Origin of the sequence: Bradyrhizobium sp. NP1 (assembly GCF_030378205.1) — a bacterium.
GTDB lineage: Bacteria > Pseudomonadota > Alphaproteobacteria > Rhizobiales > Xanthobacteraceae > Bradyrhizobium.
This window is the reverse complement of the sequence record NZ_CP127385.1, coordinates 5889959-5913801: the sequence shown is the minus strand read 5'-3', so window position 1 is coordinate 5913801 and position 23843 is coordinate 5889959. Positions and strand designations below refer to the sequence as shown.

22 protein-coding genes are annotated in these 23843 nt (G+C 62.7%); 14 read left to right on the top strand and 8 right to left on the bottom strand.

What is annotated here, in order from left to right; all coding sequences use genetic code 11:
- The first annotated feature begins 3 nt into the window (after window positions 1-3).
- Window positions 4-771, top strand: a complete 768-nt coding sequence (locus tag QOU61_RS28710) for an ABC transporter ATP-binding protein (protein WP_289654580.1) — start codon at window positions 4-6, stop codon at window positions 769-771.
- On the top strand, window positions 768-1481 hold the full coding sequence (locus tag QOU61_RS28705) for an ABC transporter ATP-binding protein (RefSeq protein ID WP_289654579.1): 714 nt from the start codon (window positions 768-770) through the stop codon (window positions 1479-1481). The genes QOU61_RS28710 and QOU61_RS28705 overlap by 4 nt, the downstream gene beginning before the upstream one ends.
- 170 nt (window positions 1482-1651) lie before the next feature.
- Here the strand turns inward: QOU61_RS28705 and QOU61_RS28700 are convergent, their stop codons facing one another.
- The 5 genes from QOU61_RS28700 to clpB all read right to left on the bottom strand — a co-directional run bounded on the left by QOU61_RS28700 (window position 1652) and on the right by clpB (window position 7064).
- Window positions 1652-1846 (bottom strand): PDZ domain-containing protein, encoded by a 195-nt coding sequence (locus QOU61_RS28700; RefSeq protein WP_289654578.1) that lies wholly within the window; start codon window positions 1844-1846, stop codon window positions 1652-1654.
- 13 nt (window positions 1847-1859) lie between these two features.
- The gene (locus QOU61_RS28695) at window positions 1860-2663 is read right to left on the bottom strand and encodes a family 1 encapsulin nanocompartment shell protein (protein ID WP_289654577.1); all 804 of its coding nucleotides are present in this window, start codon (window positions 2661-2663) and stop codon (window positions 1860-1862) included.
- Complete coding sequence (locus tag QOU61_RS28690; protein WP_289654576.1) at window positions 2656-3711, bottom strand: Dyp-type peroxidase; 1056 nt, start codon at window positions 3709-3711, stop codon at window positions 2656-2658. Before QOU61_RS28690 ends, QOU61_RS28695 begins: the two co-directional genes overlap by 8 nt.
- Before the next feature lie 397 nt (window positions 3712-4108).
- Window positions 4109-4366, bottom strand: coding sequence for a DUF2171 domain-containing protein (locus QOU61_RS28685; RefSeq protein WP_289654575.1), 258 nt, complete (start codon window positions 4364-4366; stop codon window positions 4109-4111).
- Window positions 4367-4451: 85 nt separating this feature from the next.
- The gene (gene clpB, locus QOU61_RS28680) at window positions 4452-7064 is read right to left on the bottom strand and encodes an ATP-dependent chaperone ClpB (protein ID WP_289654574.1); all 2613 of its coding nucleotides are present in this window, start codon (window positions 7062-7064) and stop codon (window positions 4452-4454) included.
- A gap of 982 nt (window positions 7065-8046) precedes the next feature.
- Here clpB and dnaK point away from each other — a divergent pair.
- The 10 genes from dnaK to QOU61_RS28630 all read left to right on the top strand — a co-directional run bounded on the left by dnaK (window position 8047) and on the right by QOU61_RS28630 (window position 17152).
- Entirely contained in the window at window positions 8047-9942 is a 1896-nt protein-coding gene (gene dnaK / locus QOU61_RS28675) for a molecular chaperone DnaK (protein ID WP_289654573.1), read from the top strand.
- A 268-nt stretch (window positions 9943-10210) separates the two neighbouring features.
- Window positions 10211-10693 carry a DUF992 domain-containing protein gene (locus QOU61_RS28670; protein ID WP_289654572.1) on the top strand — a complete coding sequence of 161 codons (483 nt, stop codon included), beginning with the start codon at window positions 10211-10213 and terminating at the stop codon, window positions 10691-10693.
- Between the two features lie 114 nt (window positions 10694-10807).
- Window positions 10808-10990, top strand: coding sequence for a hypothetical protein (locus QOU61_RS28665; protein WP_289654571.1), 183 nt, complete (start codon window positions 10808-10810; stop codon window positions 10988-10990).
- 255 nt (window positions 10991-11245) lie between these two features.
- The gene (locus QOU61_RS28660; protein WP_289654570.1) at window positions 11246-12151 is read left to right on the top strand and encodes a DnaJ C-terminal domain-containing protein; all 906 of its coding nucleotides are present in this window, start codon (window positions 11246-11248) and stop codon (window positions 12149-12151) included.
- Window positions 12148-12429 (top strand): chaperone modulator CbpM, encoded by a 282-nt coding sequence (locus QOU61_RS28655; protein ID WP_354142480.1) that lies wholly within the window; start codon window positions 12148-12150, stop codon window positions 12427-12429. Before QOU61_RS28660 ends, QOU61_RS28655 begins: the two co-directional genes overlap by 4 nt.
- 45 nt (window positions 12430-12474) lie before the next feature.
- Window positions 12475-12699: a hypothetical protein gene (locus QOU61_RS28650; protein WP_289654569.1), complete on the top strand. Its 225-nt coding sequence runs from the start codon at window positions 12475-12477 to the stop codon at window positions 12697-12699.
- A 152-nt stretch (window positions 12700-12851) separates the two neighbouring features.
- On the top strand, window positions 12852-13043 hold the full coding sequence (locus QOU61_RS28645; protein WP_289654568.1) for a hypothetical protein: 192 nt from the start codon (window positions 12852-12854) through the stop codon (window positions 13041-13043).
- Window positions 13044-13209: 166 nt separating this feature from the next.
- Window positions 13210-13620, top strand: a complete 411-nt coding sequence (locus tag QOU61_RS28640; RefSeq protein ID WP_289654567.1) for a thioesterase family protein — start codon at window positions 13210-13212, stop codon at window positions 13618-13620.
- A gap of 132 nt (window positions 13621-13752) precedes the next feature.
- Complete coding sequence (locus QOU61_RS28635) at window positions 13753-15141, top strand: sigma-54-dependent transcriptional regulator (RefSeq protein ID WP_289654566.1); 1389 nt, start codon at window positions 13753-13755, stop codon at window positions 15139-15141.
- Window positions 15134-17152, top strand: coding sequence for a sensor histidine kinase (locus QOU61_RS28630; protein ID WP_289654565.1), 2019 nt, complete (start codon window positions 15134-15136; stop codon window positions 17150-17152). Before QOU61_RS28635 ends, QOU61_RS28630 begins: the two co-directional genes overlap by 8 nt.
- Before the next feature lie 171 nt (window positions 17153-17323).
- Here QOU61_RS28630 and QOU61_RS28625 read toward each other — a convergent pair whose 3' ends face one another.
- A complete protein-coding gene (locus tag QOU61_RS28625; protein WP_289654564.1) occupies window positions 17324-18751 on the bottom strand; it encodes a 6-hydroxynicotinate reductase in 1428 nt (475 codons plus the stop codon).
- An 84-nt stretch (window positions 18752-18835) separates the two neighbouring features.
- Entirely contained in the window at window positions 18836-20179 is a 1344-nt protein-coding gene (locus QOU61_RS28620) for an MFS transporter (RefSeq protein ID WP_289654563.1), read from the bottom strand.
- Window positions 20180-20460: 281 nt separating this feature from the next.
- Between QOU61_RS28620 and QOU61_RS28615 the strand changes: the two genes are divergently transcribed.
- Window positions 20461-22479, top strand: coding sequence for a molybdopterin-dependent oxidoreductase (locus QOU61_RS28615; protein WP_289654562.1), 2019 nt, complete (start codon window positions 20461-20463; stop codon window positions 22477-22479).
- On the opposite strand, the gene QOU61_RS28610 is transcribed toward QOU61_RS28615, so the two are convergent.
- A complete protein-coding gene (locus tag QOU61_RS28610; RefSeq protein WP_289654561.1) occupies window positions 22442-23197 on the bottom strand; it encodes a GntR family transcriptional regulator in 756 nt (251 codons plus the stop codon). The genes QOU61_RS28615 and QOU61_RS28610 overlap by 38 nt on opposite strands.
- Before the next feature lie 37 nt (window positions 23198-23234).
- On the opposite strand from QOU61_RS28610, the gene QOU61_RS28605 reads away from it, so the two are divergent.
- The gene (locus QOU61_RS28605) at window positions 23235-23831 is read left to right on the top strand and encodes a cupin domain-containing protein (RefSeq protein ID WP_289654560.1); all 597 of its coding nucleotides are present in this window, start codon (window positions 23235-23237) and stop codon (window positions 23829-23831) included.
- Window positions 23832-23843 lie beyond the last annotated feature (12 nt).

Here is a 23843-nt window from a genome sequence, read left to right as displayed (position 1 = left end):
CAGATGGCCACAATATCCGCTCTCAAAATAGTCGATGTCTGCCTTTCCTTTGGCGGAAACCGCGTATTGAGCAATGTAAGCCTGTCGATCAATGACGGTGAACTGTTCTCGTTGATCGGTCCCAACGGAGCCGGCAAGACCAGCCTGATCAATGTTCTTACGAGACACTACGAGGCGCAGGGCGGCCAAGCCGTATTCTTCGGGAGCGATTTGTTTGCGAAGCGACCGCACGAGCTGGCCCGGGCAGGCATCGCGCGGACGTTCCAGAACGTGCTGCTCCTGAAAGACATGTCCGTGCTGGAGAACGTTCTTCTGGGCCTGCACTCCTCATTCGCCACGAACTATCTATCGACGGCGGTCGGTCGGGAGCGATTTGAAGACCGCTTGATGCGCGAACGCGCATTCGACGCACTTGAGCTGGTCGGATTGCAATCTTACTGCAATCTTCAGGCAGGCTCCCTCCCGCTTGGCCACCAGCGCCTCCTCGAATTGGCGCGTTGCGTCGTCAACCGACCCCGATTGATGTTTCTCGACGAGCCGTCCGCCGGGATGAGCTCGGAAGAGGTCGAGCGACTGACGGAAACCATCAGGTCAATAAGGCAGCGGCTGTCGCCGACGATCATACTCGTGGCCCACACCATGAAGTTGGTGATGAATCTTTCCGATCAGATAGCCGTGCTGGACCATGGAGTTAAGATCGCCAGCGGACCTCCCAAGGTCGTCGTTGAAGATCCTGCGGTTATTGCGGCCTATTTGGGAGGATCGAATTGAGTCTCCTTTCGGTGCGGAAGCTGAAGGTCGCATATGGAAGCGCAGTAGCGTTGCGCGAGATATCGTTGAACGTGGAAGCAAGGACGATCGTCACGCTGCTTGGAGCAAACGGCGCAGGCAAGACCACCGCATTGGCGACGATTGCTGGATTGATCAGGCCGCTTGCCGGAACCATTCAATTCGAGGGGATTGAACTCACCCGGATGGCGGCTTGGGAGATCGTGGAAGCCGGGTTGTCGCTCGTTCCCGAGCACAGGCAGCTCTTCCCCGAAATGACGGTGGACGAAAATTTGGTGATGGGGGCTTACACGCGGGGGAGCAGGCAGGACGCCATGCGGCGCTTGCCCGAGATTTTCGACCTTTTTCCGGAGCTGACCGTCAAGAGGAAGCAGCGGGCGAGCACGCTTAGCGGCGGCCAGCAGCAGATGCTGGCGATCGGTCGCGCTCTGATGTCGAGACCGCGGATGTTGCTGCTGGACGAGCCGAGCCTGGGCCTGGCGCCGAAGATAATCGATCGAATTCTGGACGTGATCCAGGCTATCCATCGATCAGGCGTGGCCGTGCTCCTGGTCGAACAAAACGCCTATCGAACCCTGCCGATCTCCGATTACTCATATGTCCTGGACGAGGGCAGCATTCCCGTTCAGGGGCCGGCGGCGCAACTCTTGACGGACGAGCGGATCAAGCACTCCTATTTAGGCACGCTCTGAAACCTGTGATTGACTGTTGGCAGCCTCGGATTTGGCTCCCGCTTTGGAGAGCGGAGCTGCCAGGCGCGTGGCCCATCGGTGCGCGCATCGGGCCTGCCATCGAAGCGCGGGCGCGCCAGCGCGCGAAAGCAGACGTCGGCATTTCCTCTTTGTTCCGGTGCCGAACGCGCTCAATCCATGTCGCGAAAGGCGTGGCCGTTGGCTTCGATCCTCTTGACGAGGTCCGCCGGCAATTCGGCCTGTGCCGCGGTGCCGTCGAACGCCCATTCCTTGGCGTCGGCCAGGTCGGGGAGACTTGCTCCTTTCCGCACGTAGAGGCCGACGGATGGCTTTTGCGGATTGATGTAGAGATCGAATTCCTGCATCGAGATGTCTCCTTCACGTTTGCGGCGCGAGCGACACAACGGCCTCGGTCGTCAACAGCAGAAAGGTGATGGATTCCTGGAAGTAGAGTCGGACGGCCGTCTCGGAATGACTCAGATAGCCGATCGAGATGTCCTGGCCGATGGCCAGCTCAAAATCGCCACCGCGGGTGCTGAGGACGACGCCGCCCTCGATAGCCGGCGCCCAGATGATCTTGCCGTCCACGAGGCGCTGGACGTGCTGCAGGATCGGATACCCGTCGTCGCTCGAGCCGCCAATCGCGGTGTAGGGCTCCGTGCCGAGCAGCAGCGTATAAGGTCCGTTGACGCCCGCCAGCCGCAACTGGCTCACCGCCTGCGCGACCACGCCGGGATAATCCTGCACGTTGGACGGAAGTGTCAGCACCGGGTTGCTGCTGCCCTGACGGATGCCCACGATCCCGGCGGCGCCGTAGCCATCGAAAATCGCTCGATCTTCGGCGAAGGCGATCTTGCGCGCCGCTTCCTTGAGCGGATCCCAGTCAGAATCGTTGGCGCCACGCTCGACATCGTCGATGGCCTGGCGCGTGAGCTCGAAGGGGACGCGCAATTCGACGAGCGCCTTGACGTCGCGCTGCGCGGCCTGGATTCCCTCGCCGGGCGCCTCGATCTGCCGCTGGTGACCGGTGCCGACGGCGGAGAAATCCGTGCCCTTCGGGCCTTCGACGTCCACGACACGGCGCGCCGCCAGGTGACGCTTGAGGGTGCGGGAGGCTTCCTCCTCGATCTGGGCCCATGCCGCGTCCGAGATGGGGGCGAGTCCCCGATGAAGGTTATTCATGTCCAGCCTCTCCTTTCAGCGAGCCGATCCCGAGCGAGCCATCGGGCGGCATTTTCGTTTGAGACGTGTCGTCGGTCCTGCGTCCGTCCGCCGACGGGTCGGCAGGCGATGCAGCGTCCCCGGATGCAACATCCTCCAGGAACGTCGCCGACGGCACAAAGAACAGCGTGCCCGTGACGGCACGGCTGAAATCGAGCAGCCGGTCGTAGTTGCCTGGCGGCCGACCGACGAACATGTTCACGAGCATCTGCTCGATCCTGTGCGGCAATCGGGCGTAACCGATGAAATAGGTGCCGAACTCACCCTTTCCGACATCGCCGAACGGCATGTTGTCGCGTACGATCTCGAGCTGCTTTCCGTCTTCGATGATCGTCGTCAAGGCGTTGTGTGCCGAGGTCGGCTTCACCGAATCGTCAAGCTCGATGTCGGCCAGTTTGGTCCGGCCGATGATCTTTTCCTGCATCTCGACAGGCAGCTCGTTCCATCGCTTCACGTCGTGAAGATATTTTTGCACGATGACGTAGCTGCCGCCCGCGAACGCGGCATCCTCCTCGCCGATGACGGTGGCGTCGAGGGCCGCCTGATCCACGGGGTTCTCCGTTCCGTCGACAAAACCGATCAGGTCCCGGTCATCGAAATATTTGAAGCCATGCACCTCATCCACGACCGAGACTGCGCCGTCGAGCCGCGACATGATTTGGGTCGCCAGCTCGAAGCACAGATCCATTCGCGTGGAGCGGATATGAAAGAGAATGTCGCCCGGTGTCGCGACGGCGTGATGCTGACCATGGATCTCACGGAATGGATGCAATCCCTTTGGCTTCGGTTCTCCGAAAAGCCGGTCCCATGCGTCGGAGCCAAATCCCATGACGCATGACAGCCGGCCCTCGAGGTCGCGGAAGCCTACCGCGCGCAGCAGGGCGGCCAAGTCACCACACAAGGCCCGCACGACGGTATCACATCGGGGTTCGGGGTCGATTGTGAGCACAAGAAAGATGGCGGTCCGCGTGAGCTGCGCGACGACCGGTTGCGGAACAGCGGATGGCACGCTTTGCTCCTTACTTAATCAATCTGTTCGGCATCCGTTTACCGTCATGGCTGTCAAGCGCGACGACCAAAACACGGTAGACCGAAGACGCGGATTCTTGTCGGCTTGTTCTAGATCGTGGCAGGCGGGGCGGCATCATTCGGCGGGATGGTTTGCGGTTTCGCCATCATGGCTCCGATTGTCCTATTGAGGTCTTGCAGGTTGTCAGATGGCCATCCCATCTGCCGTGCTTCTCTTCGTCGACCCATGGTATGCCGGGTTCCGTGATCGGCACAACCTCGATCTCAGCGTCGCCGGCCCGCGCCCCGGTGGCGTCCGCTGCCAATGCTCATGCCCCGGCGTTCGGCCTTGCCGAACAGGGCGAGGCAGCCGGTGCGACCGCCTCGATTCCCGCACGTCAATCATCGACAGGCCGTCCGGATTTCTCCTCCTCCAGCGTCACCGCAATGTCGGCATTGGCGGAGAGGCGGACCTTGTCGCCCTCGACACCGGCGACAAAGCCCATCTCGATGTAGTGATGGTGTCTCCCGTGTAGCCCGGAGCTGTCGCGCTTCTTGAGCTTGATGCGGCCGTCGACAACGCGATCGACCGTGCCGACATGGACGCCGTCCGCACCGATGACCTCCATGTTTTCCCTGATCTCTTGCTTGGTCATGACTTCCTCCTTCGTTGATCCCTCGGATGGTCGCGAGCGGTTGGCTTCAGGCCTGTCTCCCACGAGCCTCCGATGCCGCAAGATCTCACGCCGATTCGAGTTCATCCACCTCGGCCGCCGATGGTCTCTTGCCATTGAAGGTGAGGCCGGCCTTGCCGGCGGAGATCTTCACCGACGAGCCGTCGCGGATGTCGCCGGCGAGGATCATCTCGGCCAGCGGATCCTGCACGTTGCGCTGGATCACGCGCTTCAGCGGGCGTGCGCCATAGGCGGGGTCCCAGCCCTTGTCCGCCAGCCAGTCGCGCGCCTTCGCATCGAGCGAGAGCTCGATCTTGCGATCCTCCAGCAGCTTCCGCAGCCGCGTGAACTGGATTTCGACGATCCGGCCCATTTCGCTCTTCTGCAGGCGGTGGAACAGGATGATCTCGTCGATCCGGTTGAGGAATTCGGGACGGAAGTGCGCGCGCACCATGGCCATCACCTGCTCGCGCACCGCGCTCGTGTCTTCGCCCTCCGGCTGGCTGACCAGATATTCCGCGCCGATGTTCGACGTCATGATGATCAGCGTGTTGCGAAAGTCCACCGTGCGGCCCTGGCCGTCGGTGAGGCGGCCGTCATCGAGCACCTGCAGCAGGACGTTGAACACGTCCGGATGCGCTTTCTCGATCTCGTCGAACAGCACGACCTGATACGGCCGCCTGCGAACCGCCTCGGTCAGAGCGCCGCCCTCGTCATAGCCGACATAGCCAGGGGGCGCGCCGATCAGCCGCGAGACCGAGTGCTTCTCCATGTACTCGGACATGTCGAGGCGGATCATCGCGGTTTCGTCGTTGAAGAGATATTCGGCGAGTGCCTTGGCAAGCTCCGTCTTGCCGACGCCGGTCGGTCCCAGAAACATGAAGGAGCCGATCGGCCGGTTGGGATCCTGCAAGCCGGCGCGCGCGCGGCGCACCGCCGTCGACACCGCGCGGACCGCCTGTGCCTGGCCGACGACGCGCTTGGAAAGCGCATCCTCCATCTTCAGGAGCTTGTCCTTTTCGCCTTCGAGCATCTTGTCGACCGGCACGCCGGTCCAGCGTGACACCACCTGCGCGATGTTGTCGGCCGTCACCGTCTCGCCGATCGAGGAGTTCTCGCTCGATTCGACCGCGGCAAGCTTCTTCTCCAGTGCGGGAATGCGGCTATAGGCCAACTCGCCCGCGCGCTGGAATTCACCCTTGCGCTGTGCATTGGCGAGCTCGGTGCGCAGCTGTTCGAGCTCGCTCTTCATCTTCTGCGCATCGGAAAGCTTGCCTTTTTCCGCCTGCCATTTCGACGTCATGTCGGCCGATTTCTTTTCCAGGTCGGCCAGCTCGCGCTCCAGCGTCTGCAGCCTGCTCCTTGAACCGCGGTCGGTCTCTTTCTTGAGCGCTTCCTGCTCGATCTTGAGCCGGATGATCTCGCGATCCAGGGTATCGAGCTCCTCGGGCTTGGAATCGACCTGCATCTTCAGCCGCGCCGCCGCCTCGTCGACGAGGTCGATGGCCTTGTCCGGCAGGAAGCGGTCGGTGATGTAGCGGTTCGACAGCGTCGCCGCCGCCACCAGCGCGGAATCCGCGATACGCACGCCGTGGTGGAGCTCGTATTTCTCCTTCAGGCCGCGCAGGATCGAGATCGTGTCCTCGACGGTCGGCTCCGATACGAATACCGGCTGGAAACGCCGCGCGAGCGCGGCGTCCTTCTCCACATGCTTGCGGTACTCGTCGAGCGTGGTGGCGCCGATGCAATGCAGTTCGCCGCGCGCCAGTGCCGGCTTGAGCAGGTTGGAGGCGTCCATCGCGCCGTCGGCCTTGCCGGCGCCGATCAGAGTGTGCATCTCGTCGATGAACAGGATGATGCCACCTTCGGCGGACGTGACCTCCTGCAGCACGGCCTTGAGCCGCTCCTCGAACTCGCCGCGGTATTTCGCGCCGGCAATCAGCGAGCCGAGGTCGAGCGCAAGCAGCTTCTTGTCCTTCAGGCTCTCCGGCACGTCGCCATTGACGATGCGCAGCGCCAGCCCCTCGACGATCGCGGTCTTGCCGACGCCGGGCTCGCCGATCAGCACGGGATTGTTCTTGGTGCGGCGGGACAGCACCTGGATGGTGCGGCGGATTTCCTCGTCGCGCCCGATCACGGGATCGAGCTTGCCGTCGCGCGCGGCCTGGGTGAGGTCGCGGGAATATTTCTTCAGCGCATCATAGGCGTTTTCCGCCGAGGCGCTGTCGGCCGTCCGCCCCTTGCGCAGCGCTTCAACAGCCGCGTTGAGATTCTGCGGGGTGACGCCGCCTTTGGCGAGCAGCTTGCCGGCCTCGCTATCCTTGTCGGCTGCCAGCGCCTGCAGCAAGCGCTCGACGGTGACGAAGCTGTCGCCGGCCTTGTCCGCTGCCTGTTCCGCCGCGGTGAAGGCGCGCGCGGTTTCAGGCGAGAGATAAATTTGTCCCGCGCCGGCTCCAGTCACCTTCGGCAGCTTGCTCAGCGCATCCTCGGTCGCCTTCAGGATCGCGCGCGAGTTGCCGCCTGCGCGGTCGATCAGGCTGCCCGCGAGGCCCTCGCTGTCGTCCAACAGCACTTTCAGGATGTGGAGCGGCGAGAATTGCTGGTGTCCTTCGCGCATGGCAAGCGATTGCGCCGACTGAACGAAGCCGCGCACGCGATCGGTGTATTTGTCGATATTCATGGTTGCACCTCTCAAGGTAACGACGCCGGCCGAGCAAAACTTCTACGCGCCGCCGGTCCGCGTCGTCACCCGCCGAACATCCCGATGTCGGATGGTCAGTCGCCGCAGCACGGCAGTGGCGCAACGATGACGATCCATCATTTCGATATTCGCCTTGCGGTGGCGCCGACCAAAGCGGCGAGCGCTGCTTGTTGAACCGTCTCATCGTGTGATCGTTTCAGGCGATAGTCAACGACGGAGGTTGTCCTGCTTGCATGCCAGCATCGACTTCTTTCGCAAAGCGTGCCGTTGCTCGTATCGGACAGCAGCCGGGAAACTGAAGCAGCGTGAGCGAGAGCGTCACGACGGACAGTTTGTCCGGCCAGTTTTGGACAATTTGTCTGCGTTACTGAAAAATCGAATCTTAAACCGTTGATTTTGCTTCCTGTGCAAGATGGCACGTCGGTTGCTAGCAATATCCGGACATCAGCGGTGGACGGGATCATGGCGCGAGGCGCTCTAACCTCGGTTGGTTCAGGCAGACTCTTTGAGCGCGACCTCGGGACTCCGCTTGCGCGCGCGTCATCGCGAGGTAAGCCGCCTGTTCGATGATGTGCCTCACCGCAATCACGTGGTCCCATGTCGCAAAAGATCGACATGCGCGAAGCCAGGAGGGAGATGAGGATGGTCGGCGAGCTGACCCCGATCAGTGACCGTGGTGCCGTCGTTTGAGCAAACACAACAGCGGTGGCAAAGCGACGAGCCAGGCATATGGGGTTGCAGCCGGGGCGTCACCAGCGCGTCACCTGGCATTGGCCAATGATTATGCAGAATAATCGGTAAGCACTGCGGTCCTTGTGACATCGAACCATCAGATCAAGCGTCAGGCGTCGATGACGAGCCGGACCTGGTGCGGCGGCCAAACCCACGTTCCGTTCTGGTCGGGCTCTTCGACGTGTGACAAGATGAACAGAGTAGTAAACCGAGTTGAGGGAGTGCCGTGATGAGCAAAGTCATCGGAATCGATCTCGGAACGACGAATTCGTGCGTTGCGGTGATGGACGGCAAGAACGCCCGCCTTATCGAGAACGCCGAGGGAATGCGCACCACGCCGTCGATCGTTGCATTCACGAGCGACGGCGAACGCCTTGTCGGCCAACCGGCCAAGCGGCAGGCGGTGACCAATCCGACCAACACCATTTTTGCCGTGAAGCGCCTGATCGGCCGTCGCTATGACGACCCCATGGTGGAAAAGGACAAGGGGCTCGTCCCGTACAAGATTATCAAAGCCTCCAACGGAGACGCCTGGGTCGAGGCAGACGGCAAGGCCTATTCGCCGTCGCAGATATCGGCGTTCATTCTGCAAAAGATGAAGGAAACCGCCGAGGCGAATCTCGGCGAGAAGGTGAGCCAGGCGGTCATCACCGTGCCCGCCTATTTCAACGATGCGCAGCGGCAAGCGACCAAGGATGCAGGCAAGATTGCCGGCCTCGAGGTCCTGCGCATCATCAACGAGCCGACTGCCGCCGCGCTCGCCTATGGGCTCGAGAAGAAGAAGCAAAGCAAGATCGCGGTCTACGACCTTGGCGGCGGCACCTTCGACATATCCATTCTCGACATCGGCGACGGCGTGTTCGAGGTCAAGTCCACCAACGGAGACACCTTCCTCGGCGGCGAGGACTTCGACATGCGCCTGGTCAACTATCTGGCCGACGAGTTCCAGAAGGAGCAGGGCATCAATCTGAGAAACGACAATCTTGCCCGGCAACGCCTGAAGGAAGCCGCGGAGAAGGCCAAGATCGAGCTGTCTTCGACCACGCAGACCGAGATCAATCTGCCGTTCATCACGGCGGATGCGTCCGGTCCGAAGCACCTCGTGGTGAAGCTCACGCGCGCAAAATTCGAGTCGCTCGTCGAGGATCTCGTGCAGAAGACCATCGAGCCATGCCTCAATGCGCTCAAGGACGCCGGACTGACAGCCAAGGACATCAACGAGGTGGTGCTGGTCGGCGGCATGACCAGGATGCCGAAGATCCAGGAGGTGGCGCAGAAGATATTCGGCAAGGAGCCGCACAAGGGCGTCAACCCGGACGAGGTGGTTGCGATCGGTGCGGCGATCCAGGCCGGCGTTCTCCAGGGCGACGTCAAGGACGTGCTGCTGCTCGACGTCACACCGTTGTCGCTCGGCCTAGAAACCCTCGGCGGGGTATTCACGCGACTTATCGAGCGGAACACCACGGTTCCGGCGAAGAAGAGCCAGGTGTTCTCGACCGCCGAGGACAATCAGAGCGCGGTCACCATCCGTGTCTTCCAGGGCGAGCGCGAGATGGCTGCCGACAACAAGCTGCTTGGACAGTTCGACCTGATGGGCATTCCGCCGGCGCCGCGCGGCACGCCGCAGATCGACGTGACGTTCGATATCGATGCCAACGGCATCGTCAACGTGTCCGCCAAGGACAAGGGCACGGGCAAGGAACAGCGCATCCAGATTCAGGCCTCCGGCGGGCTCTCGGAGGCCGATATCGAGAAAATGATCAAGGACGCTGAGGCGCATGCCGTCGAGGACAAGAAGCGCAAGGAAGCAGTCGAGGCCAAGAATCACGCCGAGACGATCTTGCACGCGACCGAGAAGACGGTGGCCGAGCACGGCGCCAAGCTGGCGGATGCGGACCGTCGTGTGGTCGAGAATGCCATGGCCGACCTTCGTGAGGCCTTGAAGGGCAACGATGCGGCGCTGATCACGGCAAAGGCGAGTGACCTGCAGCAGGCGTCGATCAAGCTGGGGGAGGCGGTCTATGCACAGAAGACGTCCGGTGCAACGGCAGAGCCGGGCGGCGACAACATCGTCGATGCCGAATTCACCGAGATCGACGACGAAAACAAGAAGAAGTCGGCGTGATCTCGCAGACGACATGGAGACCTGTGGTCGGCTGATTTCTGTCTTGCCAATACCGTTGCCGGGCAGCCGGATGCGGCTGCTCGGGACGGTTCGTTGGACGGGATCGGCAGTCTCCGCAGCAAAAGGCCGATTTGAGATATCCCGTGCAGAGATCGCGCTTCCAGGCCGAGGGGGTGGAAGCGCCGGAGTCCATGTGCCGATTCGAAACCCCGATCGAAATCCATCCGTTCCTACAAACTGTAGCCCGTTCTCAACCAGGAGTATTTGAATGCGCCGTTCGACCATCCTTGCCGCCGTCATCACGACCATGCTTGCGGCTCCCTTCGCTGCCGACGCGCAGCAGCCAGCCCAACGGGTGCAGGTCGGTGTGCTCGAGTGCCGTGGCGGTGCCAGCGTCGGCTTCATCGTGGGATCGGTGACCAATCTCGGATGCATGCTGCGCGTCGATGGCGTGCCGCCGGATTACTATGTCGCCGTCATCCAGAAGGTGGGCCTCGATATCGGAATCACCGAGAACACGGCGCTCGCCTGGAGCGTGTTCGCGCCGGTGGCGCGGCTCGGGCCGGGCGACCTCGCCGGCACCTATGCGGGCGCCGACGCCAGTGCCGCGGTCGGCCTCGGCCTTGGCGGCAACGTGCTGGTCGGCGGTTCGAACAGATCCATCGCGTTGCAGCCTTTGAGTGTGCAAGGCGAAGTCGGCCTCAGTGTCGCGGCGGGACTGGAGAGCCTGGAACTGCGGCCGGGGAGGTAACGGGCTCGTCGAAGCCGCTGTCGGGTTGTTGAAACTCGAATCCGGGAGGCCGCGCGGGAGCGATCCGTTTCGGCCTCCAAACACCGTCGAAGCATTCATGCGCGGGAGGGCGAAATGACGATCAGTCACGGAGGCAACGGGCAACTCGAAGATGGCAAACCCCGTTTGAGCGAGGACGACATCACGCGAGCGCTGCTCGGCCCGCGCGGCGTTCCGGGCAAGCCGGACACCGCGAAAATGACGCCGCAGCAAGAGAAGAACTTTCCGAGATATACGGATCCCGGACATACGGCCTAGCAAGGAGACGATGCGAACGCTTGCAGCCGCCACTTCGCAGGCGATCGCCCGGCGCGGCCTGAGCCGTGGCCATTTCCTCATGGCCGAGGCGAAGCTGGGCCGGCTGCGATTCCTGCCTCAAGCGCGAAATTGGTTCGGCTGACATCATCGCCGGTGGACCACGAACCACTTTGTGCGTGCCGAATGCTGTTGCAAATTTCGCGAAACTGAGCCCTCATGATCGTCATGCGAATTGAAGGCCTTGCGGAGTAGGTCGTGAAAAATCCGTACGAGGTTCTCGGCGTTGCCCCAACGGCATCTTCCGCCGATATCCAGAAGGCATATCGCAAGCTGGCGAAGAAACTGCACCCGGATCTCAACCCCGGTGACAAGGCGGCCGAGGACAAATTCAAGGAAGTCGCCGGCGCCTACGATCTACTCAGCGATGCCGAGAAGCGAAAACGTTTCGACGCCGGCGAGATCGATGCGACGGGCGCGGAGCGGCCGCAGCATCGCTTCTATCGGGATTTCGCCACCTCGGATCACGGTCATCCCTACACGGACAATTCCGGTTTCGCCGATTTCATGGATGAGGATGACGCGCTCGCCGAGCTTCTCAGGCGCAGCGGAAGGGCGCGCGCGAACCGCCGCGGACAGGACCTGCATTACCATCTGCCGATCGCCTTTGCAGAGTCGATCACCGGCGCGAACAAGCGGCTGACGCTGCCGGACGGCGGCACCCTCGACGTGACGATTCCGCCCGGACTGCTCGACGGGCAGATTCTTCGTCTGCGAGGCAAGGGAGCGCCCGGCACCGGGAAAGGGGGACACGGCGATGCCTTGATCGAGGTCGAGGTCCTGCCCGATCCCCGCTTCACGCGCGAAGGCGACGACATCTCCCTGGAATTGCCGGTCTCGCTTTCTGAAGCGGTGCTGGGCGGACGGATTCGCGTTCCGACGCCGACCGGCGACGTCACCATGACGGTTCCGAAGGGGTCGAACACCGGCACGACGCTGCGCTTGAAAGGCAAGGGCGCGCCACGCCGCGACGGCGGGCACGGAGACCAGTTCGTCAAGCTGAAGGTGGTCTTGCCGAAACCTCCTGATCCCGAGCTGGAGGCGTTCGTTTCGAACTGGGACAAGGGGAAGGCATTCAATCCGCGCGAGGACAGCACATCATGACCATGAGCAAAGTGGAGTTCCTCAGTCGTGCGGGTATCGAGGTGCAAACGCTGGAAGTCTGGGTCGAGCAGCACTGGCTTGTTCCCGACCAGACGGCGGCTGGAATGAATTTCTCCGAGATGGACGTCGCGCGGGCGCATCTCATCCGGGACCTGAAAGCCGATTTCGGAGTCAACGACGAAGGCGTCGACGTGATTCTTCATCTGGTGGATCAGCTTCACGGTCTGCGTCGCGCGCTCGCGCAATTGAACAGGGATATTCAGGGAACGTCGCGCTAGGGCTTCGCCTGCCCGTCGAGACGCGCATGATGCGGGAGATCACGGATGACCGAAAAGGCAATGTCGCTCGGACACGGCGAAATCGACGTCCTCATTCTGCGGGCCCTTGTACGCAAGCTTGTCGCAAAGGGTGTGCTCTCGCCGGACGACGTGCGATCCATCCTTTTCGATGCAGCCAAAGGACTGGATCCGGTCGGTGGTGAACTGACGGCGGAAACAGCGCACATCATCGTGGAGGAGGACTTGATACCCGCGTTCTTGAAGCCCTGATCAATTGTCGTGGCCGGCGGCGGCAGTCGGTATGCAACTCGGGCCGGCTCCGCGACGAAAATTGCGCTTGAGCCAGGTGGCCTGACATGCGGCGGGCCGTTCCGGCGCACAAGCTGCAAGACATGGTTCGGCAGCGAGCAAGGAGATGCATGATGAGCCCCAAGGAACTTGCTGATGCACTCGAAAAAGTAGACGAAGAGGCGTTTGCGTCGCTGCTGTGGGAACTTGAGCTAAACCATGATGATGAACCAAAGCAGATCAAGATGATGATTATCGATGCTCTTCGCTTTTCGGACCAGCACGGACAGGGCGCATCGCGTCCGCCGCTCGATGACGCGGACTAGATCCACCCGCGTGGCACCGAACGTCGCTGCCCGCTTTCTGACCGGACTATGGGTGACAGGGGCGCCGATTCTGGCCAGCTTCGAGGGCGGAGTTTGGCCCTCTGTCCGGCTCCGCGACTTTGGCAGGTCGCGCGGGAGGCTCTCAACGGAAGCAAGGAGGTGAGAGATGCAGGCGATTCCACTGGGCGCCAAGGGAAGCTTCACACTGGTCGTCGCACCCGAACATCTGGCGAACCGGTTCAAGGATGCGATGCTGCCGCCGGTACTGGCGACGCCGATCATGGTCCTGGTGATGGAAAATGCAGCCCTCAACGCCGTGCGCGGCTACCTGGAGCCCGGCGAGAGCGCGCTCGGCACGGTGGTCGACGTTCGTCATCTCGCCGCGACGCCGGTCGGGCAGCGCGTGACGGCGGAGGCGGAAGTGGTCGAGGTCGATGGACGGCGCATCGCCTTCGCCGTGACGGCGCGCGACGAAGTCGAGGAGATCGGAAGAGGCACCCACGAGCGGATGGTGGTTGATCTCCGCCGGCTGTCGCAGCGCCTCGCGATCAAGAGTGGCCGGCCGGCGACGCGCTGAGGGCAGCGATGGGCTGGGCGGTGCACGACAAAGGGCAGGGCTCTCGCTGATGACCGAAGCTCTTTGCCTTACCGCCGAGACGGCCTTACCATCGAGGGAGAGCGCATGACTGGTGCGCCGGAAGGAAGCCGAATGCCCCTGGAGACAACCGGCAGGATCGGTGCAGCCGCAGCTGATCCGGAGTTTGGTCCATGGCTGGCCCAGGCGTCCATCCTGGTGGTCGACGATGAACCTGGCATGCGCAACTTCCTGGTTCGGACGCTCAAGCCGCGCTGCAAGCGGATCGAGGAGGCTGCGGACACGAAGGAGGCATCGCGCAAGCTCGACGAGCAGCCGTTCGATGTCGTGATCCTCGACAACATCATGCCCGGCAGGAACGGTCTTGATTGGCTCGCAGAGCAGCGGACGATCGGCTTCTTCGCCGATGTGATCCTGATGACCGCTTATGCCGATCTGGACACCGCGATAGAGGCCTTGCGTGCCGGCGTCGTCGACTTTGTTCTGAAACCGTTCCGATCGAACCAGCTGCTCAACGCCGTGGCGCGCTGTCTCGATCGGACCCGGCTGCAGCGTGAGAACGACGTGCTGCGCCAGGAACTGAGATCGGCATCACATCAGGTTCTTTTGCGCGACAAGCTGCTCGGCGATTCTGCCGCGATCCATAAAGTGCGTGAGACCATCGCGCGCGTCGCTCCCTTGCCGACCTCGGTCTTGTTCACGGGGCAATCGGGAACGGGGAAGGACGTGGCGGCCCGCTTGCTCCATTCGCTGTCAAACCGGGCCGACAAGCTCTTTGTGCCGGTCAACTGTGGCGCCATTCCGCCTGACATGATCGAGAGCGAATTGTTTGGCCATTTGAAGGGGGCATTTACCGGCGCCGGCCGTGACCGCGAAGGCCTGTTCATGCATGCGCAGGGCGGCACGCTCTTCCTCGACGAAATTGGCGAGCTGCCGTATCTCTTGCAGAGCAAGCTGCTGCGTGTCCTGGAAGACCGCCGCGTGCGGCCGGTCGGCTCGGAGCGGGAGGTTCCGTTCGACGCCCGTTTCGTCTTTGCCACCAACGCTGACCTGCAAAGCCGCGTCGAGGCGGGCACCTTCCGGTCCGACCTCTACTTTCGGATCAACGTCATGCAAATTCGTCTGCCGCCGCTGAAGGATCGCGGCGAGGACGTGCAGTATCTCGCGGCGCTTTTCATGCGCGAGCTCACCCAGCAGCTCGGCATGCCGCCTGTCGCGATCGACGACAGGGTGCGCGCCGCGCTTTCGAGATATGACTGGCCCGGAAATATCCGCGAATTGCGCAACCTCGTGGAGCGAACGGTGATCCTCGGCGGCTTCCCGGAGGATTTCGAAAGGGCCGCTGATTCCGATGAGCAGGGCGGCCAGAGTCTGGCGGAAGTGGAGCGACGGCATATTTTATCCGTGCTCCGCGAGGCGGGCGGCGATCGCGAGGAAGCTGCACGCCGGCTCGGTATCTCGCGCAAGACGATCGACCGCAAATGTGCGGCCTGGCATGTATAAGGTCATGCCGGCGTCTGGCAGGCGATCGGTCCGTTACCGCCTGCTGGCGATCGCGCTCCTGCCGATGCTGGTCATTCTGCCGCTGCTGCTTGCCATCACCATCTACCGCTGGAACGCCAAATTCGATGCCGCGCTGATCTCCAAGGTCAATGGCGATTTGACCATTGCCCATCAATACCTGGCGCGGATCCTCGAGAGCACCGAACAACAGCTCGTCTCCGTGGGCGAATCGGCGCGGTTTCGCGATCTCCTTGCGGGAGGTGGCTCCGTCAACGAGGGCCTCGCCGCGTTGCTGACGGAGAAGGCGCAAGCCCTCAGGTTCGATTTTCTCTATCTGGTCGGCGACGACGGACGGATCATCGCGGGCGCGCGGCCCATCGGATCGTCATCGGTGCGATGGGACTGGCCGGTCATCCGCGCAGCGCTCGGCGGCCAAGCAAGGACGGGCATCGACATATTCGATAGCGCAGATCTTGCCGCGATATCGCCCGAGCTTGCGCAGCGCGCGCGTCTTGAACTGATCCCGGCCAACGACATCGCGGATGCCGGTCGCACGCTGGAGACGCGCGGCATGGTGATCCATTCGGCCAGCGCCCTGCTGCTGCCCGACGGCCGGCGTGCGGCGCTGGTCGGCGGCATGCTGCTGAACAGGAATCTTGGCTTTATCGACACCATCAACGACCTGGTCTACCACGACGCCGGCCTGCCCGAAGGCAGCCGGGGCACAGCCACGTTGTTTCTCGATGATGTCCGGATCAGCACCAATGTGCGATTGTTCGAGGGACGCCGCGCCCTCGGAACCCGGGTGTCGGCAGCGGTGCGGGCTGCGGTGCTCGACCAGGGGCGCACCTGGCTCGGCAGCGCTTTCGTCGTGAGCGACTGGTACATCTCGGGCTATGAGCCGATCATCGACAGCTATGGCCGACGGGCCGGCATGCTCTATGTGGGATTTCTGGAACAGCCGTTCACCGAAGCGAAGCACCAGGCCCTGCTGGGGATCGCGGCTGCGTTCCTTGTGGCGGCTGCTGCCACCGTTCCTTTATTCCTGAAGTGGGCCAGCGGCATCTTTCGGCCGCTCGAGCGAATGACCGGCACGATCGCCCGGGTGGAAAGCGGCGATCTGGCTGCGCGAACCGGCGATGTCGAGAGCAAGGACGAGATCGGTCAGGTAGCGCTCCATCTCGATCATCTACTCGATCAGGTTCAGGAGCGCGACACGCAGTTGCGTCAATGGAACGAGGAATTGAACCGGCGCGTCGAGGAACGTGCCCTCAGGCTGCAGCAAGCCAATCTTCAACTGGAGACGACGACGAGGCAGCTCGTCATGTCGGAGAAGCTCGCGGCGATCGGCGAAATCACCGCTGGCGTCGCGCATGAGATCAATAATCCGATCGCGGTCATGCAGGGAAACCTGGAGGTGATCCGGGACCTGATGGGCGAGAAGGCCGAGGCAGCGAGGACGGAGTTTCGCCTGATTGACGAGCAGATGCATCGCATCAGCGAAATCGTGACCAAGCTCCTGCAATTCGCCAAGCCGCAGGAATATGCCGGCTACCTGGAGCCGCAGGCCGTCGCGGACATTGTTTCCGACACTTTGCCGCTCGTTCAGCATCTGCTCAAGAAGACCACGATTGCGGTCGAGCGCGAAGACAGTGCGTCGCGGCTTGTCCTGATGAACCGGACCGAACTTCAACAGGTCCTCGTCAACCTGATCGTCAATGCGATTCATGCCATGCTGGATGGCGGGCGGCTCGCGGTGCGGACGTTCGACCAGGACCTGGATGGCCGTCCCGGGGTCGTCATCGAGGTTGCGGATACGGGCGCCGGCATGACACCGGAGGTGATGCAGAGAATCTTTGATCCGTTCTTCACGACCAAAAGGCGCGAGGGTACCGGGCTCGGCCTGTCGGTCAGTCAGATGCTCGTGACGCGTCAAGGGGGCAGGATTTCGGTTGCGAGCAAACCCGGCAAAGGTACGACCTTCACCGTCTGGCTGCCCGAGGTGTCCTGATGCCGCTGATCAGCTGCGCGGCCGAAGCCGCCGTTGCCGCGCGATCGCCTCAGGGCGTTCGAGGGTGATCGCGACGCGCGTCGCCTCCGATGCCCCCGCGTTCCTGTGATGCCGGAAACGGCGATCGCTGCGTCGCGCCGCCAAACCGGATAGAGAGAAGGGAACGGCCGGTCAGGATTGCGCAGCGCGCAGCGAGTCGATCGGGCGGATATGGTCGAGATGTCCGCCAAGCGCCGCATAGTCGGCGCGTCGCATCGTGAATTCGATCGGGGCGACGATCGCCGGTGTGGGTACATAACCGAAGGCGCCGGGCGGAACGCGCGTGACGTCGACCATGAAGGTGATGCCGCCCCCGGGCCAGCCATAGACTGGCGCGCCGCCGCAGGTAACGGAAACCAGCGCATCCTTGACCGACCGGGTCAGCCGAACCGGATTCTCGGTGACGCCCGATCGCAGCGAGCCGCCGGCGCCGCCCATGAACAGCACGTTGCAGAGCGCCGGCTCGCAGTTCTCGGCAATCCGCTCGACGGTCGGAACGAGCGCAGCGGGCAGGGGCCGCTCGACCGGCCGCAGTGCGTCGTCGAGCTCGTAATAGGCCCATTGCTCGCCGGTCGTGCTGACCATCAGCATGCGCAGTCCCGGCCACGCCTCCTTTGGATCGAACGGCCCGAGAATCGACAGGGGATCGGTGACGTCGGTGCCGCCCCAGCCGCCGCCGGGCTCGGCGACCTGGAAGTAGCGGCCGGGCGTCGAGCGGCGACCTTTTACTTTCACACCGGTTGGACGCAAGCCAAGCATCTTGCCGGCCTGATGCTCGGTCCAGACGCCGGTGATGTGATCGTCGACCACGACCACCTCGTCGATCTTGCCCTGCCACTGCTTCGCGAACATGCCGATCGTCGCCGAGCCGCACCCGGCGCGCATGCGCGTTTCCGCGACGCCATTGACGATCGGCGCCTTGCCTGCCTGCACGACCACCGATGAGCCGCCGTCGATGGCAAGCTCCACGGCGTTGCCGTTGCAGAGATCCATGATGGTATCGCAGGTCACCCGGCCTTCCTTCTTGGAGCCGCCGGTGAGGTGATCGACGCCGCCGAGCGACAGCATCTGCGAGCCGTATTCACCGGTCGTCACGTGCCCGACGACTTCGCCCTGCGCGCGGACCAGTGCGGTCTCTTTGCCGAGATGACGATCGGTGTCGATCTTGATCTTGACGCCGCAGTAGCTGAAGATTCCCTCGGTGACGACGGTCACCATGTCGACGCCGGCGATGTCGGATGCGACGATCAGCGGCGCCGGCTTGTAATCGGGGTAGGTTGTGCCTGCACCGATCGCGGTCACGAACAGGCTCTTTTCGTGGACGACATTGCCGTCCCAGTCGGGAGCTCCGGCGAATGGAACGAGGCTGCCGCCGCCGGACACGGTCCGCTCCAGCACGACATGGGGATCGACGCGAACGATCGTGCCGTTGTCGTTGGCGTAGCGATCGCAGGCGCCGGCCGCGCCCGGCCTGATGTAGCACATCACCGGGCATGCATCGCAGCGTACCTTGTCCGCCGTCGCTGCGGATTGCGCGGCGAAGAGATCTGGCTTGGACATTGTCGTCGTCCCGGCTTGGCCCTGGCCCGAAAGGTGGAGGGCGCAAGGGACGGCGGCGCCTTGGCGCGCCGCCGTCATTTCACATCAGTTCGTTGCCGCCGCCTTGATGGGCATTGTCGGCTGCGTCGATGCCTGGCCGTATTGGGCCGCAAACCCGGTGTACGAAAGCAGCAGCACGCCGAGGAAGGAGACGCCGGCAAGGATGCTGTAGAAGATCGCGAGCGGCATCCAGACGTTGGGGTAGCTCGACGAGAGCATCACGCCGATGATGGGGGTAAACCCGCCGAAGATCGCGCCGCCAAGCTGGTAGGCCGCCGAGATCGAGGTGTAGCGGACCTCGACCGGGAATACCTTGCTGGCATAGCCGGCGATCACGGCATAGAAGCCCGATGCGCAGAGGGTCGCGATCGAGACGCCGGCGACGATGCCGATCTGGCTCTTGGTTTCGACCAGCGTGAACATCGGATAGGGCGCGGCCATCGCCAGCGCCGAGGCCGCCAGCAGGAACTTGCTGTCGCCGATCTTCTCGGCAATCTGGGCCGCGGCCAGCTGGCCGACGAACTGCACCACCGCGACCATCGCGAGGCATTCGAGGATCAGTCCGCGATCAAGGCCGAGCGTTCGTGTCGAATAGGCGATCAGGAAGGTGTTGGTGAAATAGAAGCCGGCCGTCCCAATGGTGAAGGCCAGCAGCGTGAAGACGATCGGCTTGGTGGCGACGCGGAACGCATCGACGATCGGCATCCGCGACAGCGCCTTGCGGTCTTGCGCTGCGGCGAATTCCGGCGACTCCTCGACGCCGAGGCGGATCATCAACCCGATGATCAGGAGCACGAAGCTGAGCAGGAAGGGGATGCGCCAGCCCCAGCTCGCGAAGGCATCGCCTGATGCCCGTGTCACCAACGCGAAGATGCCCATCGACAACAGCACGGCCGCGGGGCTGCCGAGCTGGGCGAAGGAGGCGTACCAGGTACGCCGCGCCTTGGGCGCATGTTCGCCCGCCATCAGCACGGCGCCGCCCCATTCGCCGCCGACCGAGACGCCCTGCAGCACGCGGCAGAGGATCAGGAGCGTCGGCGCCCAGATTCCAATCTGGCCGTAAGTCGGCAGGAAGCCGATCGCGGTGGTCGCGGTGCCCATCAGCAGAAGCGTTGCGATCAGCGCGCGCTTGCGGCCGAAGCGATCACCGAGATGGCCGAACAGAAAGCCGCCGAACGGGCGCGCGAAGAAGCCGACCGCAAATGTCGCGAAGGAGGCGAGCAGTCCAACTGTCGGATCGCTGCCGGGAAAGAACAGCTGCGGAAAGACCAGCGCCGATGCCGTGCTGTAGACGAAGAAGTCGTACCACTCGATGGTCGTGCCAGCGAAGGCCGCGGCCGCGGCACGAACCGGCTGTCGCGTGACCGCCGTCTGTGACGTTTCACTCATTGTGCTCTCCTTCAGGGAATGACGAGACCAGGTTCGCAAGACCTGTGCCAAACCCCGTGCGACCCCTCCCAGGCAGGTCAGACGGGAATTTATCCATTTGTTTCAATGGGCAGTCGCTTCGCCGCCCTTTGCGCCGCCTCGGATTTCCGTCCAAGGCGTGCTCAAAAGATTACCAGAGTGATAATTTTGAATGCAAGACAAAAGATATTGGATACAATAAATTTCAAGCAGAGCCGGTGGCCTGCCCGGGCGATCGGCCGATTTGCGACGGGAGCTGACCGATGGCCGAAAAGATCTACACGTCCTGCACGCTGGACTGTCCGGATGGATGCGGGATCGTTGCGCATGTCGAGGATGGCCGGGTCATCAGGCTCGAGGGCCATCCCGATCACGAATTCACCCGCGGCTATCTTTGCGCGAAGACCTACCGCTTCCCGCGCAGGCTCTATAGTGCGGAGCGCCAGCTGTATCCGCTGGCACGCGCCGACGGCACCATCCACTCACCCTGGGTAAGGATCGAATGGGATGACGCGCTCGACCGCATCGCCGCCGGGATCGAGGCGCTGAAGCAAAGCGACGGCCCGCTCTCGATCATGCACTATCAGCGCACCGGCTCATGGGGCGCGACCAAGAAACTCAGTCATCGGTTCTGGAATCTGCTGGGTGGAGTGACGACCACCAGCGGCTCGCTGTGCAGCGGCGCCGCGCGTGCCGGCCAGAAGCTCGATTTCGGGACAAGGCTCGGCCACGATCCGTCGGACATGCTGAACAGCCGCCTGGTGGTGCTGTGGGGCCGTAACCCGCTCGCCACCAATCTGCATGTGGTGCCGCTTCTGAAATCGGTCCGCGAGCAGGGCGGGCGGGTCATCCTCGTCGATCCCGTGCGAAGCGAATCGGCGACGCTGTGCGACCAGCACATCCAGCCGCGCGTTGCGAGCGATGCCGCGCTCGCGCTCGCGCTCGCCAAGATCATCCTTGCCGAAGGCCTGGAGGACAAGGCATTCATCGCGCATCACACGCACGGCTTTGCCGGCTATTGCAAACTGATCGAACGGCATTCGCTGGAAGGACTGAGCGCGGCATGCGGCATCGCGATTCCTGATCTGCAATGCGTCGCGCGGGAATATGCCACCACGCGGCCAGCCTCGATCCTGCTCGGCTGGGGTCTCAACAAGTACAAGAACAGCGCCGAGATCTTTCGCTGCGTCGACGCGCTGGCGGCGATCTGCGGCCAGATCGGCGTCGCCGGCGGCGGCGTCTCGCACGGCTTTGATACGCAGCGGCTGTTCGACAAGTCGCTCGATGCTTCCGATCGCGCCAGCCATCATCGCGCGATTCCAGAGCCGCTGCTCGGCCGGGGATTGCTGGAGGCGAAGGACCCGCCAATTCGCATGCTGTTCGTCAACGGCGGCAATCCCGTCAACCAGTCGCCGAACTCCAATCTCGTCGCGCGCGCGCTGCGGCAGCTCGAATGCGTCGTCGTGGTCGACAGCTTTCTGACCGACACGACGGACTATGCCCATCTTTTCCTGCCGACGACGACCTTCCTGGAAGAGGAAGACGCCCTCGTTTCTTGGGGGCACAACATTCTGGGCGGCGTCAATGCCGCGATTCCGCCGCTCGGGGAATCACGTTCGGACTTGCGGATCTATCAGGATCTCGCTGCGCGTCTTGGCCTGGCTGAGGAAATGGCGGGCACGCCGCGGCAGTGGCTCGAACGCATCCTGGCGCCGCTGACGAAAAAGGGCGTCAGCGTCGACGAACTCATGAAGGGGCCGGTACGCTGTCCGGTCGCACCGCTCGTGCCGTTTTCGGACCGCAGGTTTCCGACGCCTTCGGGCCGGTTCGAATTCGTGACCGATGTCGACATCGTGCCGCGCGTCGATGCGGATTTTCCGCTCACCTTCGTCACCAATTTCAGCAAGAAGTGGCTGTTGTCGCAGATGCTGGAAACCGAGCACCCGAAGACCGCATCGATCCGCGTCGGCGAGGAGGCCGCCCGCAAGGCCGGTATTGCCAATGGGGAGATCGCGCTGTTGCGCTCGGCGGTTGGTGAATTGCGCGTCGAGGTGCTGGTCGATCCCCGGGTCGGAGCGGACATGGTGATCATGCCGGTCGGCACCTGGATGAAGCGCGGCGGCGGCGCCAATGTGCTCACCGAGGACGTCATGTCCAATTTCGGCGAGATGGCCGCCTATGGCGAAACGCGCGTCCGGCTCGAGCCGATCGCGAGGGCAAGCGGCCCGGAGGAAGGGGCCAGCGTCACTCCTCTGGCGTCAGATTGGCAAATGACGCAATGACGAATTCGCCCGATTCCAGGATGTGATCGACCATCGCACGCCGGGCGCGGGCGGGCTCCCGGTCCTCGAGCGCCTTCAGGATGCGCTCATGATGGGTGATATTGGACTCGATGCGGAAGCTGTTCATGCCAAGCGCCGACGACAGCATGACGCTGCGGGCATAGCCGGATGTGACGTCGAGAATGGTCCGCGCCAGGAAGCGGTTGTTGGAGGCGTCGTTGATCGTCTTGTGAAACCTGGCGTTCATCTCGATCCAGCGTTCGGCGGCATGCTCGAACCATTTGGGATCGGCACGGGAGGCTTTAGCGCGCTGCTCGGCATCGCGCTCGCGCAGGTCCTTGACCGCCTGCACGAACTCGTCGTGCGAGATCCGCAGCTCCGCGAGCTGCTGATCGGTGATCCAGCGCGCGCAAAGTTGCGCCGCGAGCCCTTCGAGCTCGGCGCGCACCTGGTACATCTCGCTGATCTCGCGGCTCGATGGCGCGCGCACCACCGCGCTCCGGTGCTGGGCCTGGCTGACGATGCCTTTCGCCTCCAGCCGCGAAAGCGCCTCGCGAATGGGCGTGCGGCTGACATCGAACTCCTGCGCCAGCAGTTCTTGCTTCAGGCGTGTGCCGGGCGGGAATTCGCCGGCGAAGATCTTTGCCTGAATCTTGTTGGCGAGCTCTTCGATCAGCTTGGGAGAGCTGGGATTTCTCAAGGTCGTCGCTGCCTTCATCGGATCGGCCGTCTCCCGCCTAGTGGGTGAAGAAAAAATGCGCAAGGCATTCCGCTCATCGATGCCCCGCTTTTTGCACAAAATGAAAGGCAGCATTGCCTTTTCGAGATGCATTTCCACCATTTATGCGCTTGACTTTGCCATTTTTGGATACAAAAATAAAGATATTGGATGTAACAAGCTGCCGGGAGCCAAGGATATGAGCAAGGTAACCACGACCCACCATGCCCCTGAATTCAAGCATGTCAGCGAAATGGAATGGGAAATGGGTCGGTTCAAGAACAAAACCAAGTTCCTGTTCCACCCGACCCCGGAGCGCCCGACGGAGCCCAATGCCGGCATCCTGAACTACGAGCCCGGCGCGAGCTTCCCGCTGCACAAGCACGACTTCGCGCAGGTCTGGTACATCCTCGAAGGCGAGTTTCAGTTCGGCGACAAGGTCTACAAGCCGGGCACGTTTGCCTTCATGCAGGATCCGCACTTCGAATATGAGATGAAGACGGAGACCGGCGGCAAGATCGTCTTCCTGCAATATCCGGGGCCGACCACCGGCGCCAGGCCGATCTATGCCGGCCGCATGAATCTCAAGGCCGATGAAGTGAAGACGTACACCACGGCCGATCTCGAACGCTGAGCGCAGATCAGG

Bases quoted from the DNA above. Each gene is read 5' to 3' on its own strand.
- QOU61_RS28650 (WP_289654569.1), top strand. From the start codon at position 12,475: ATGACCGAAAAGGCAATGTCGCTCGGACACGGCGAAATCGACGTCCTC.
- clpB (WP_289654574.1), bottom strand. From the start codon at position 7,064: ATGAATATCGACAAATACACCGATCGCGTGCGCGGCTTCGTTCAGTCG.
- QOU61_RS28695 (WP_289654577.1), bottom strand. From the start codon at position 2,663: ATGAATAACCTTCATCGGGGACTCGCCCCCATCTCGGACGCGGCATGG.
- QOU61_RS28665 (WP_289654571.1), top strand. From the start codon at position 10,808: ATGACGATCAGTCACGGAGGCAACGGGCAACTCGAAGATGGCAAACCC.
- QOU61_RS28645 (WP_289654568.1), top strand. From the start codon at position 12,852: ATGAGCCCCAAGGAACTTGCTGATGCACTCGAAAAAGTAGACGAAGAG.
- QOU61_RS28605 (WP_289654560.1), top strand. From the start codon at position 23,235: ATGCGCAAGGCATTCCGCTCATCGATGCCCCGCTTTTTGCACAAAATG.
- QOU61_RS28625 (WP_289654564.1), bottom strand. From the start codon at position 18,751: ATGTCCAAGCCAGATCTCTTCGCCGCGCAATCCGCAGCGACGGCGGAC.
- QOU61_RS28670 (WP_289654572.1), top strand. From the start codon at position 10,211: ATGCGCCGTTCGACCATCCTTGCCGCCGTCATCACGACCATGCTTGCG.
- QOU61_RS28610 (WP_289654561.1), bottom strand. From the start codon at position 23,197: ATGAAGGCAGCGACGACCTTGAGAAATCCCAGCTCTCCCAAGCTGATC.
- QOU61_RS28635 (WP_289654566.1), top strand. From the start codon at position 13,753: ATGCCCCTGGAGACAACCGGCAGGATCGGTGCAGCCGCAGCTGATCCG.
- QOU61_RS28620 (WP_289654563.1), bottom strand. From the start codon at position 20,179: ATGAGTGAAACGTCACAGACGGCGGTCACGCGACAGCCGGTTCGTGCC.
- QOU61_RS28615 (WP_289654562.1), top strand. From the start codon at position 20,461: ATGGCCGAAAAGATCTACACGTCCTGCACGCTGGACTGTCCGGATGGA.
- QOU61_RS28710 (WP_289654580.1), top strand. From the start codon at position 4: ATGGCCACAATATCCGCTCTCAAAATAGTCGATGTCTGCCTTTCCTTT.
- QOU61_RS28655 (WP_354142480.1), top strand. From the start codon at position 12,148: ATGACCATGAGCAAAGTGGAGTTCCTCAGTCGTGCGGGTATCGAGGTG.
- QOU61_RS28700 (WP_289654578.1), bottom strand. From the start codon at position 1,846: ATGCAGGAATTCGATCTCTACATCAATCCGCAAAAGCCATCCGTCGGC.
- QOU61_RS28640 (WP_289654567.1), top strand. From the start codon at position 13,210: ATGCAGGCGATTCCACTGGGCGCCAAGGGAAGCTTCACACTGGTCGTC.
- dnaK (WP_289654573.1), top strand. From the start codon at position 8,047: ATGAGCAAAGTCATCGGAATCGATCTCGGAACGACGAATTCGTGCGTT.
- QOU61_RS28630 (WP_289654565.1), top strand. From the start codon at position 15,134: ATGTATAAGGTCATGCCGGCGTCTGGCAGGCGATCGGTCCGTTACCGC.
- QOU61_RS28685 (WP_289654575.1), bottom strand. From the start codon at position 4,366: ATGACCAAGCAAGAGATCAGGGAAAACATGGAGGTCATCGGTGCGGAC.